The organism is Veillonella sp. AF36-20BH (assembly GCF_003602765.1).
In the GTDB taxonomy this organism is placed as follows: Bacteria; Bacillota; Negativicutes; order Veillonellales; family Veillonellaceae; genus Veillonella; species Veillonella hominis.
The window spans coordinates 116,078-129,577 of the sequence record NZ_QTLR01000001.1; the positions used below are offsets into that span (position 1 = coordinate 116,078).

The window sequence follows — 13,500 nt, forward strand, 5'->3', positions numbered from 1 at the left end:
TATTTAGGGTTGTTAGTAGAAAGGAGGCAGTCATGCAATTACTTCGGTTGGAATTAAAGGGCTTTAAATCGTTTGCGGATAAAACGATTGTAAAATTCTCACCAGGAATGACTGCCGTTATTGGTCCTAACGGAAGCGGTAAAAGTAATATTACGGATGCCATGAAATGGGTTTTAGGGGAATCCAATGTTCGCAATTTACGCGGTCAAAAAGCAGAGGATATCATTTTCTCTGGTACGGAAAAGCGCAAACCTATGAGCGCTGCTGAGGTTACTCTTGTATTTGACAATAGTGACCAACAATTAGATTTGGATATGGCTGAGGTGGCTATAACACGCCGTATCTATCGTACTGGTGAAAGTGAGTTTCTCATCAATAAGCGATCTTGTCGTTTAAAGGACATACATCTTTTACTAGCAGATACCGGTCTTGGTAGAGATTCCATGGCTATTATTGGACAGAACCGAATTGATGCTATTTTAAATTCTAAACCTGAAGAACGTCGTCTTATCTTTGAAGATGTAGCTGGGATTTCTCGCTTTAAAATTAATAAAGAAGATGCTTTACGTCGTATTGCTAGTACAGACCGTAATATGGAGCGCGTACGGGACGTAATGGCTACCATTGAAGAGCAACTAGGACCTTTGTCTGAAAAAGCGGAAAAGACTAAAAAATATATGACTTTAAGTCGCGCAAAGCGCGATTATGATGGGGCATTAGGCTTTCACAATTATAAGACTTCTGATCGTCTTTTGACGCGTTTTGAAAATGATAATATTGCCTTTAAAGATGAAGAGATTGAGCTTCAAACTGAATTGTCTAAATTAGAGGCTCGTCGTCACGAATTGCAATCGTCTTCGTCAAAAGAGCAGGAACAGCTTAAGTTGTGGGAGGCTCAGTATACTGAAAAGCAACGTGATAAAGAACGCTTAGCTGGTCATTTACGTCTTTTAGAAGAGCAACTAAAAACAGCGCGCCGTGAATTAGATGAAACTTCTATGCGCATTAGCGAGCTAGAGGCTACGCAAAAAGGCGAGGAGCAACAATTGCGCATCTTAAATCAATTGATTCAAGATGAAAGTGCTCAATTAGTAGAGAAAGAGTCTAATTTAGGAGAATTAGAAGCAAGTTACAAAAAAGCTGTTGAAGATGTAAGGGCAGAACAAGCTAAGTTCCAATCCTTGCAATCTAATCGAGAGGCTTTTGAGAAACGTCAATTAGAAGTTGTGAGTGCTATTGAAACGGCTAAGGCTAGTATTCGGAGCTTAGAAGCTCGCAAGGTGGAAAGTAAAAATCAATGTGCTATTCTAGAATCTGAAATAGCACAGGTAGATAGTGAACTACAAGTCGCTCGTTCTGAATTTGAAGCGCTAGGTCAAAAGTTTAATGCCTTATCTGCTCAACGACAAGCCCTCGTTGATGATGCTAAGGATACGGCTATGAAAGCGCGTGAAGAGCGTAAGGAATTACAAAAGCTGCGCACTCAAGAACAACGTGCAAAAGGTCGATTAGAACTATTAGCACAGTGGGAGGATCAGCACGAAGGTTACTTAGAAGGCACAAAGAACATCCTCAATGGTAAAGGTTCTTGGCGCGAACAGATCACGGGCGCTGTTGGCGATCTCTTTACGGTAGAGGAGAAATATACTACGGCTATCGAAACGGCCTTAGGCGGTAGTGTTAACCACGTTGTAACTACTACAGCTCGCGCTGCTGCGGAGGGTGTCAATTATTTGAAATCTATCCAAGGTGGTCGCGTAACCTTCTTGCCGATGGATTCTGTTAAAGGTAAACCATATGATACACCGGCTTTACATGAAAGCTGTGTATTAGGCACTGCTGTTGATTGTATTTCTTTTGATAATAAATACGCCCATATTTTCCAATACTTATTGGGGCGCACCTTGGTAGTGTCTTCCATGGATGATGCCATTGGATTACAGAAAAAATACAATCAGCAATTGCGCATCGTAACTCTTACAGGGGAACAATTTCAACCTGGTGGTTCTCTAACCGGTGGTGCCACAAAACGTAAGCGTGCTTCTGTATTGAGCCGCAAGGAAGAGGCTGCTAGTCTTGAACAAGAACTGGTACAAATTGAAGAACAAATTCGCTCCTTAATAGCTAACTTAGAAAGCCTTGAAAAACGGGTTGAAGAGACTGAAAAGGATCAAGCGACTCTTGATGAAAGCTATCAACATACGAACTTACTCTATGTGGCTAGTGAAACAAAGGTACAAAATATACAAAATCAGCTGGATCGTAAGAAACGTGTTCTCCATGAAGAAGAGCAACGTTTAGTACAAATTGATATTGATTTGGCTACTACAACAGCTAACTTGAAAGATCAAGAAACAGCATTAGCTTCCTTGCAAGAGGATCATGGTATGGATGGTAATCAAGGGGCGTTGATGGGTCGATTAACCGTGTTGCAAAAGGTGCAACAAGAGGCGTATGAAGCTTTTACAGAAGCTCGCCTTACTTGTGATACCTTGCGACATACCATTCAGGAACGGGAATCACAACGTGAACAGCGTAATCAGTCTATTTCTAGTATTATTGAGCGTTTAACACCACTTCGTAATTTGTTAGTTAGTACTACACAACGCTATGAAGAGGATATCCCTCTGGCTCAGGAAGTTGCAGAACAAGAGTTGACCTCTGCTACGGCTGAGGTTGAACGATTACGTGCCCTTCGCGATGAAGCTTATGATAAAACATCTACGGGGCGTGAGGAAATGGAATCTATCCTCAGTGAGCAAGACCGATTGAATCAACGCTACAAAGTGGTGCAAGGTCGCCTTGTTGATATGGAAGGTAAAATTACACGTCATCGCATGGACCGTGAGCGCTTTGTAGAAGAATTACAAGAGCTAGGTTTTACTTTGGAAGATGCTCAAGTCCTTCGCATTGAAGGCTCCGTTAGCGATTGGAAGGATGAGCAAGCTCGTTTGATAGCCGAAATTGCCGAATTGGGTCCAGTCAATCCAAATGCCGTTGAGGAATACGAAGAGACTAAAGAACGCTATGATTTCTTAACCACACAATTAGCTGATTTAGATACGGCAAAGGCGCAATTACAGGCGGTTATTGCCGAAATGGATAAGGCGATGAGTACACAGCTATATGATGTATTGGATGTGGTAGGCCGTAGATTCCAAGAAGTATTCAGCCAATTGTTTGGTGGCGGTACTGCGCAAATTGTACTTACTGATCCAGATAATATCTTGACGGGTGGTATCGACTTCTACATTCAACCACCAGGGAAAAAGCGTCAACAATTGACACTCTTATCGGGTGGTGAGCGTGCTCTTACGGTTATCGCTTTATTGTTCTCATTCCTTGACTATCGTCCAGCTCCGTTCTGTGTGCTTGACGAAGTTGACGCGGCGCTTGACGAAGCTAATGTTGAACGATTTAGCTCTTACTTAAATCGAATAAATAAAGAAACACAATTTATCGTTGTATCTCACCGTAAAAAGACGATGGAAGCTGCCGAAGTACTTCAAGGGGTAACCATGGTGGAACGCGGTGTATCGCGATTATTAACAGTAGCATTTGAAGATGTGAAGGAGGATCTAGCATAATGGCATTTGGATTCTTTGATAGAATTAAAGACGGTTTAGAGAAAACTCGTAAGTCTTTTGTAAAAAATGTAGAAAGCATCGTTATTGGTTATGCGCAAATCGATGATGATTTTTTAGATGATTTAGAAGCAGTTATGCTTACTAGTGATCTAGGCCCTAAGACGACAGAATACTTGATGAAAGAAATTCGTCGTGGTGTAACAGAAGGTATCATTAATCATACAGGCGATGTAATGCTGTTTATGGAAGACCGCATCACGGAAATGCTCATCGATCAAGAAGATGAAATTACTTTGCATCATCCTGAGGTTATCCTCGTAGTTGGTGTAAATGGTGTCGGTAAAACAACGACAATCGCTAAATTGGCTAATTATTATACTAAAGAAGGTAAAAAGGTTATCATTGCAGCAGGTGATACATTCCGTGCCGCTGCAGCTGACCAATTATCTATTTGGGCTGATCGCGTTGGTGTGCCGATTGTTAAACATAAAGAAGGTGCAGATCCTGCTGCCGTTGTATATGATGCAATGGAAGCTGCGAAAGCTCGTAATGCAGACCTTGTTATCGTAGATACGGCTGGTCGACTACATACTAAGGTTAACCTTATGGAAGAGCTTAAAAAGATGGGGCGCGTAGCAAATAACCACGTAGAAGGTGCGCCGCATCAAACATTGCTCGTTTTAGATGGTACTACGGGTCAAAATGCAGTAAGCCAAGCTAAATTATTTGGTCAAGCTGTACCAGTAAATGGTATTGTAGTAACTAAACTAGATGGTACGGCAAAAGGCGGCGTAGTTATCTCTATTAAAGAGGAACTAGGCGTACCCGTACGCTGGATTGGCGTTGGCGAAGGTATGGATGACTTGCGTCCATTTAATGCAAAAGAATTTGCTAATGCACTATTTAATAAAGGAATGATTCAAGGTGACAAATAAATATAACCGGGAATTCTTACTTGAATATGTAGAATCTGAAAATAAAAAAAATGAATGTAATGTTAGCCTAGAAAATATGAATAAGATAGTTAGCTTAATCGAGTACTTCGGTATTGAACTATATCGCCCCATTACGAGATTGCTACTTTCAAACTGGGAAGAAATTACAGAACGTATTAATAACTATACTGAATCAGATTGGATGATGGCTGATGAAATCCAGAAGACCACACCTACACTAGATCGCTTTTCTATTGCTATGCTCATCGAAGTCTTAGAAGGTGAGGATACGTTGAATCAAGCGGAAAATGTAGGTCGTCGTTTGACGGATGAAGAAATGAAAGCCATCCGTAAACATCAGGATGAACAGTAATGAAGCATAGTACATATAATTACGAGGGGGGCCAACCATTTAAAGTGGAGGCGCCCTTTACGCCTACAGGTGACCAACCTACCGCGATTCAATCTTTAACAGAAGGTATTGAACGTGGTGAATGGGCGCAAGTTTTGCTCGGTGCCACTGGTACTGGTAAGACCTTTACAATGGCTAAGGTTATTGAAGCAGTTCAAAAGCCGACCTTGATCATTGCTCATAATAAAACCTTGGCGGCTCAATTATGTAGTGAATTTAAAAGTTTCTTTCCAAATAATGCGGTAGAATACTTTGTATCTTACTACGATTTTTATCAACCGGAGGCCTATATTCCTTCTAGTGATACATATATCGAGAAGGATGCGTCTATTAATGATGAAATCGATAAACTGCGACATAGTGCTACGATGAGCCTTTTTGAGCGCCGCGATGTCATTATTGTTGCCTCTGTTAGCTGTATTTATGGCTTAGGTGACCCTGAGGACTATTCTGATCTCGTATTGTCTTTGCGCTTAGGTCAAACGAAGTCGCGCGATGAAATCTTATCTAAACTCGTAGATATTCAATATACGAGAAATGATATGAACTTTATTCGCGGCACCTTCCGTGTACAAGGGGATACAATTGATATTTTCCCTGCTGCTTATAGTGAAAGAGCCATTCGTGTGGAGCTCTTTGGTGATGAAATCGACCGCCTTGTAGAGGTAGATTCCTTGACGGGTGAAGTTATTGCGGAACGAAAGCACGTTGCTGTCTATCCAGCATCTCACTATGTGACGACAAAAGAGAAGATGAATATTGCTGTAGAGCGTATTGAAGCTGAACTAGATGAGCAGTTAGCGAAGTTAAAAGCTGCTGACCGTCTATTGGAGGCTCAGCGCTTAGAACAGCGTACGCGTTATGATATAGAAATGATGCAAGAAATGGGCTATTGCTCGGGTATCGAAAACTATTCACGTCATATGTCTGAACGCAAAGCTGGGGAAGCACCGTTTACATTGATTGATTATTTTCCAGATGATTTCCTCATCATGGTGGACGAGTCTCATGTGACGATGCCTCAAATTCGAGCTATGTACAATGGTGACCGTGCCCGTAAAGAATCTCTTATAGAATATGGTTTCCGTCTGCCTTCTGCACTCGATAATAGACCGCTTCAATTCGATGAATTTGTAGAGCGTATCAATCAAATTGTTTACGTATCGGCAACGCCTGGACCATACGAAATGGAAGTAGAAACGAATATTGCAGAGCAAATCATTCGTCCTACGGGCCTATTAGATCCATCTATAGAAATTCGTCCTATTAAGGGGCAAATGGATGATTTGCTTGGAGAAATTCATAAACGAGCTGCTAAGAACGAACGGGTTCTCGTTACGACCTTGACGAAGAAGATGGCTGAGGACTTAACGGAATTCTTGAAGGAAATGGGCGTACGAGTTCGTTATCTTCATTCCGATATTGTTACTATTGAGCGGGCTGAAATCATTCGTGATTTGCGGGCTGGCGTATTCGATGTATTAGTTGGTATTAACTTGCTTCGTGAAGGTCTCGATATGCCTGAGGTTTCCTTGGTTGCTATCTTAGATGCGGATAAGGAAGGTTTCTTGCGCTCCGATACGGCTATGATTCAAACTATAGGTCGTGCGGCTCGTAATGTGAATGGCCATGTTATCATGTACGCAGATCGTGTAACAGGTTCTATGCAACGGGCTATCGATGAAACCGATCGTCGTCGTGCCGTGCAAGAGACTTATAATATTGAACATAATATTACGCCTAAATCTGTATCTAAAGATGTAAAAGAGCTTATTGAATTAACGAAAATTGAAGAAGATATGGTTACCGATGGAAAGGGACTTTCACTGAAAAAAGGAAACCAAAAAAAATCCTCAGAGGGCATGGACCATGGACACGAACCATATGTTCAAGATACATCAGCACCTAAGGTGGCAGATATAACACCGGAAGAATTGTACAATAAGATTGAAGAGCTAGATCGTCAAATGAAGGCCGCCGCCAAGCAGCTTGAATTTGAAACCGCGGCTAAGTTACGTGATCAATTGGGCGTATTACGTCAACAATGGTCGGATATGCATAGTGCAGGAGATAGCAAGTTGAAGAAGCCTGCTTCTGCCAAATCTAGAAAAAGGACAGGTCTAAAAAGTAAATCTTAGGAGCAATTTTAAAAGATTGTAAGAAAACACATAGATTATATAGACTATATGTGCGATAATATACATATATTATTTCATGTTAGTAATCGGAGAGATGATGCCGTTTGGTATCATCTCTTTAAATAGGAAAGATAATGAAAGATCAATTGATTGTAAAAGGTGCGCGTCAGCACAACCTAAAAAATATTGATATATCCTTGCCACGTGATCAGTTTATCGTCTTAACTGGCCTCAGTGGTTCTGGTAAATCATCCCTAGCATTTGATACGATCTACGCAGAAGGGCAACGACGTTATGTTGAGTCCCTATCTGCGTATGCACGTCAATTTTTGGGACAAATGGATAAACCCGATGTCGATTATATTGAAGGTTTATCTCCCGCCATTTCTATCGACCAAAAGACGACGAGTCGCAACCCTCGTTCTACGGTTGGTACCGTAACGGAGATTTACGACTATTTACGTCTCTTATTTGCACGTGTAGGTCATGCACATTGCCCAGAGTGTGGTAAGCCTATTACCCAGCAAACAATACAACAAATGACAGATGATGTAATGAGCTTTCCCGAAGGTTCAAAGATTTTAGTGCTGGCCCCTATGATTCAAGGTAAAAAAGGGGAACATAAATCGGTGTTTGAACAACTTCGCAAAGAAGGCTTTGTTCGTGCTCGAGTAGACGGTGTAGTACGTACCTTGGACGAAGAAATTGTATTAGAGAAAAATAAGAAGCATTCCATCGATATCGTTGTGGACCGTCTCGTTGTAAAAGAAGGCATTGAATCTCGCTTAGCAGACTCTATGGAGACCGCATCAAAATGGGCAGAAGGCATTGTAGTTATCCAAGAGGTAAACGGACCTGAACACATGTATAGCCAACACTTTGCCTGTCCAGATTGCCATATTTCATTACCTAAAATTGAACCGCGTATGTTCTCCTTTAACAGTCCATTTGGTGCGTGTCCAGCTTGTTTGGGGATTGGCTCTACCATGGAAGTAGACGAAGAGCGCGTTATTCCAGATGGATCTATTAGCTTTGCCGATGGTTGTGTACAAGCCTTGAGTTCAAATCCTAATGCGTGGTTTATGCGCCAAGTAGAAGGTCTATTAAAAGCTAATGGATACTCTTTAGATTCTACTTATGATGAATTGCCAAAAGCATTACAGAAAAAGGTGATGTACGGTACGACGGATAAGGTAAGTTTCACCTATGAAAATATGAGAGGTGAGATAAAGGAATTCTTTACTGAGTACGAAGGTATTTTACCGATGGTTAAGCGCCGTCATAGTGAAGCCTCTACAGACTCTATGCGTGAAGAATTTGAAAAGTTTATGTCTATTAAGCCGTGTACTACATGTCATGGGGCTCGTCTTAAACCTGAAGTATTAGCTATTACTGTAGGGGATAAGAATATCAACGAAATAACGCAGTTAACTATTAAAGAAGCACTCGATTTCTTTGGTAATCTACAGCTAACTGAACGTGAACAAGTGATTGGTGCTCAAATTTTAAAGGAAATCAATGCTCGTCTAGGTTTCCTTAATAATGTAGGTCTCGATTACCTAACAATGAACCGTAGTGCAGGCACATTATCTGGTGGTGAAGCACAGCGTATTCGGTTAGCTACACAGATCGGCTCTGGCTTAGTAGGTGTATTATATATCCTAGATGAGCCATCTATCGGTTTACATCAACGCGATAATGATCGACTCATCGATACATTAAAAGGGTTACGTGACTTAGGCAATACCTTGCTCGTTGTAGAACATGACGAAGATACGATGCGTGCTGCCGATTATTTAGTAGATATCGGTCCTGGAGCAGGTGAACATGGCGGTCAAATTATTGCCGCTGGTTCTGTTGACGAAGTTATGAAGGTAAAAGACTCTATTACTGGTCAGTATTTGAGTGGTCGTAAATTTATCGCTCTTCCGGAAGAACGCCGTAAACCAGGTAAGAACTGCATTGAAATTCGCGGTGCTAAGGAAAACAATTTACAAAATGTAAATGTAAAATTCCCTATTGGCTTGTTTAATGTTGTTACTGGTGTCAGCGGTTCTGGTAAGTCTACCTTGATTAATGAAATTCTCTACAAAGGTTTAGCTAATCAATTATATCGCTCTAACCACAAAGTAGGGGCTCATAAAGAAATCCGTGGTCTTGAACATATCGATAAGATCATCAATATTGATCAAAGTCCTATCGGTCGTACACCTCGTTCCAATCCAGCTACATACACAGGTGTATTTGATGCGATTCGCGAATTATATAGTCAAACGCCTGAGGCCAAAATGCGTGGCTATAAACAAGGTCGTTTTAGCTTTAACGTAAAAGGTGGCCGTTGTGAAGCTTGTCGTGGTGACGGTATCATTAAAATTGAAATGCACTTCTTACCAGATGTGTATGTACCTTGTGAGGTTTGTAAGGGAGCCCGTTATAACCGAGAAACTTTGGAGGTTAAATATAAAGGCAAATCCATTGCAGATGTATTAGATATGACAGTTGATGATGCTGTAGAATTTTTTAGTGCCATACCTAAGATTAATCGTAAGATGGTTACTCTTCAAGAGGTTGGCCTTGGGTATATCCGTTTAGGGCAGGCGGCTACTACATTATCTGGTGGTGAGGCTCAACGGGTTAAATTAGCTACAGAGCTAGCGCGTCGTAGCACCGGCAAAACGCTATACATCCTAGATGAACCTACTACAGGTCTTCACGCCGAGGATATTCGCAAGTTATTACACGTATTGCAACAACTCGTAGAGGGTGGCGATACAGTTGTCGTTATCGAACATAATTTAGATGTTATTAAGATGGCTGATCACATTATTGATCTTGGTCCTGAAGGTGGTAATCGCGGAGGCACTATCGTGGCAATTGGTACGCCTGAGGAAATTGTTAAGGTGAAAGAAAGCTATACCGGGAAATTCTTAGGCCCTGTATTGGAACAGACTAAGAAATTTATGAAAGCAGCGAAGCATAAGAAATAAAATAGTACATATATTTAAGTTTCTATAAAAGAAAAATCATAAAGAGAATAGACTACATCCTTCAACTTATAAAGGTCAATACTTAAAGAAGTGTGTAATCTATTCTCTTGTAATCTACAAGGAAAGGAGGAAATATGCCGTCTGAAGAATTACTGGAAAAGGTTAGTCATTTGCCAACTACACCAGGCGTATATTTGTGGCGTGATCAATATAACCGAATTATTTATGTAGGTAAGGCTATTAACTTGCGAAATCGTGTGCGTTCCTATGTGCGTAACGATGCAAATCGCGCACCAAAGGTTACGGCCATGATGAAACGAGCCGTCGATGTGGAAGTTATTCAAACAAAAACGGAGATGGAAGCGCTCATCTTGGAGAATACACTTATCAAGGAGCATGAACCGAAATATAATATTAGGCTTCGTGATGATAAGACGTATCCCTATGTTAAAATATCAGTGCAAGAGGATTACCCACGCGTATATATGACGCGTCGCCTAGAGCGTGATGGAGCCAAGTACTTTGGCCCTTTTACAGATGTAACATCAGTTCATGTAGTACTAAAATTGATTCGTCAGTATTACCCTTTGCGTACCTGTAAATCTATGAAGGTAGAGCGACCATGTTTGCAATATCATATGCACTACTGTGAAGCACCGTGCTTTAACAAGATTTCCGTATCGGATTATGGAAAGTATATCGATGAAATCATAGAGCTCTTTGAAGGTAAGCCTATCCCTTTGCTGAAGGAAATTAAAGAGAAGATGGAGCTTGCTGCAGAAGACTTACGCTTTGAAGATGCAGCACGTTATCGAGATCAGCTAACTAGTATAGAAAAAATCCAAGAAAAACAGCGCATGGTTACACAGCGTGGCGACTTAGATGTGTTAGGTATTGCAGTGGATACCTCGATGGCTTGTGTACAGTTATTATTCATCCGCGGTGGCCGACTATTAGGCCGTGAGAACTACTTTGTACAACATGATGGAGATAGTCAAGAAACTATCATGACGGACTTTATCAAGCAATACTATGGAGATACAAACTTCATTCCAAAGGAATTATTATTACCTATGGATAGCACCGATAGAGACTTGTTAAAGGAATGGTTTACACAGCTTAAAGGCCAAAATGTAGACGTATCTGTACCACAGCGTGGCTATAAGATGGATATGATTAAGATGGCCCATGAGAATGCAGAAACCTTCCTAGAAGAACGCCGCCGTCAATGGCAACACCAAATCGATAAGACCGGTGGAGCCGTTAAGAAACTAGCGGAAGTATTGGACTTACCACGCTTGCCAGAGCGTATGGAATGCTTTGATATCTCTCATACCCAAGGTGCTGAAACAGTAGCCTCTATGGTTGTCTTTGAAGGTGGTAAGCCGGCGAAGAAGGAATATCGTCGTTTTAAATTGAAAACTACGCAAGGTAAGCCTGATGACTTTAAGTCTATGGCTGAAATTATGGAACGACGCTACGGTAAGGAAACAGATTGGCCTATGCCAGACCTCATTATTATCGATGGTGGTAAAGGTCAGCTCAATGCAGCATTGCCGTTGATTCGCGGTGTAGGTGTTACCGATGTGCCTGTTATCTCTTTGGCTAAACGTATTGAAGAGGTCTTTGTAGAAGGACAATCTGAAAGTATTATCTTAAGCCACCGTTCACCAGAGCTTCAATTACTTCAACAAATACGTGATGAAGCCCATCGCTTTGCCATTACGTACCATCGTAAGCTTCGTGGAAAACGTAATTTAGAATCTATTCTAGATCATATTGAAGGTATTGGGCCTAAGCGTCGAAAGGCATTATGGGCTCACTTCAATAGTTTAGAAGCCATGAAAGAGGCATCTATTGATGAGCTTTCAAAGGTGGAATCTATGAACTATAAGACGGCAGAAGCATTATATAATTTCTTCCGCATGTCTAAGGTAGAAAAACAAGATATGTTGAAATAAAAGAGAGCATCTTATGTAAGATGCTCTTTTACTGTATAAAAATGTTATTTATTTTTGTTGGCACTGAATGTACCAAGTACGCCAAGTGAACAATACACCTGCTGCTAGTACGCTAGAGAGTAACCCAATCCATACGCCAAATGGTCCATAATTAGGATTTTTAGCAAGGATATAAGCAGTAGGGAAACATACGCCCCAATATGATACGAGGGAGATGTAAAGTACTACTTTTACATCCTTGTAAGCTCTTAGTATACCTTGTAATGGAGTACCGATGGCATCGATAGCGGAAAAGAATACGCCATATCCAAGGAATTGATAAATAAGACCATATACTTCATCATCATTTGTGAATAGGTCCGCAATATCATCCATATGGGTGAATGTAAAGGCACAAATGAGTAACGCAATGATGATGGCCATTACGCGAGCGATGTAAGAATACTGAATGGCATCTTTTTTACGCCCTGCACCAAGCTCGTAAGCAACGGCAATAGTAGAGGACATAGCAATACTGAGTGGTAAGCAGTAAAATACATTAGTAAAGGAAATAACTGACTGATGGGCTGCTACTACGGCAGATCCAAAGTGAACCATCAAGAGGCCAGCGATACTAAAGATACTGGCTTCTAAGAAGATGGAACCACCAATAGGAATACCCACATGTAATTGCTCACGAATATAGTGGAAGCTTGGACCTTTAAAGTCTTTATAAATACGATAACCTTTAAGCTTCGGATGTAATAGAATAACCAAGCTAAAGAGGATAAAGTTAGTCCAACAAGCACCAGCTAAACCGTAACCCGCGCCAACACCACCGATTTCAGGGAAACCGTAGTGGCCAAAGATGAGTGCATAGTTTAAGAATACATTAATCACAAAGCTTGTAAAAACGATAGCCATAGAGTAATGTGTTAACCCATGGGAATCAACTGTATTACGCAACGTATTTACCCAAAGTAGAGGGAATAAACCAAGGGCAAAAGCTTTTAGATAACTAATGCAAACCTCAGCGGCAGCAGGTTCTAAATTTAACGTAGTCAGTAATGGGCGAAGACCCAATATACCGATTAGTAAAATGATAAATGCTAGGCCTGTACCAATGAAAAGACCTTGATGGAAAATCATGGAAATATCATCCGTCTTCTTAGCTCCCAATAGCTGAGAAATGATCGGTGTGATACCCATTAAAGTTCCTTGTGCAAAGATATAGAAGAGGAGCCATAAATTATACCCCGTAGCGACCCCAGCTAAATCTATGGTACTATATTGTCCCGTTAAAAAGATGGCTATAAAAGTACCACCTATAAGGGAAAATTGCGTTATACACATAGGAGTAAATAGCTTAATGAACAACCATAACTTTTGTAATATAGAATATGTTTGATACATACTAACCTCCCTTTTATTGATATACTATACAATATCATAAAATCGCTTAATTTAATAGATAAAACCTAGAAATAATAGGAATTAAATC

Annotated in this window: 7 protein-coding genes; 6 read left to right on the forward strand and 1 reads right to left on the reverse strand. The window is 40.8% G+C overall.

Annotation, left to right across the window (positions count from 1 at the left end; translation table 11 throughout):
- Positions 1–32: 32 nt before the first annotated feature.
- From smc to uvrC, 6 genes are all read left to right on the forward strand, one after another.
- The gene (gene smc, locus DW000_RS00545; protein WP_120054651.1) at positions 33–3,587 is read left to right on the forward strand and encodes a chromosome segregation protein SMC; all 3,555 of its coding nucleotides are present in this window, start codon (positions 33–35) and stop codon (positions 3,585–3,587) included.
- Complete coding sequence (ftsY, locus tag DW000_RS00550) at positions 3,587–4,522, forward strand: signal recognition particle-docking protein FtsY (RefSeq protein ID WP_120054652.1); 936 nt, start codon at positions 3,587–3,589, stop codon at positions 4,520–4,522. The genes smc and ftsY overlap by 1 nt, the downstream gene beginning before the upstream one ends.
- Positions 4,512–4,895, forward strand: a complete 384-nt coding sequence (locus tag DW000_RS00555) for a hypothetical protein (protein ID WP_008600675.1) — start codon at positions 4,512–4,514, stop codon at positions 4,893–4,895. Before ftsY ends, DW000_RS00555 begins: the two co-directional genes overlap by 11 nt.
- A complete protein-coding gene (uvrB, locus tag DW000_RS00560) occupies positions 4,895–7,072 on the forward strand; it encodes an excinuclease ABC subunit UvrB (RefSeq protein ID WP_120054653.1) in 2,178 nt (725 codons plus the stop codon). Before DW000_RS00555 ends, uvrB begins: the two co-directional genes overlap by 1 nt.
- 134 nt (positions 7,073–7,206) lie before the next feature.
- Positions 7,207–10,059 (forward strand): excinuclease ABC subunit UvrA, encoded by a 2,853-nt coding sequence (uvrA, locus tag DW000_RS00565; RefSeq protein ID WP_120054654.1) that lies wholly within the window; start codon positions 7,207–7,209, stop codon positions 10,057–10,059.
- 134 nt (positions 10,060–10,193) lie between these two features.
- Positions 10,194–12,020 carry an excinuclease ABC subunit UvrC gene (uvrC, locus tag DW000_RS00570; protein ID WP_120054655.1) on the forward strand — a complete coding sequence of 609 codons (1,827 nt, stop codon included), beginning with the start codon at positions 10,194–10,196 and terminating at the stop codon, positions 12,018–12,020.
- Between the two features lie 48 nt (positions 12,021–12,068).
- On the opposite strand, the gene DW000_RS00575 is transcribed toward uvrC, so the two are convergent.
- A complete protein-coding gene (locus tag DW000_RS00575; RefSeq protein ID WP_009372065.1) occupies positions 12,069–13,412 on the reverse strand; it encodes an MATE family efflux transporter in 1,344 nt (447 codons plus the stop codon).
- Positions 13,413–13,500 lie beyond the last annotated feature (88 nt).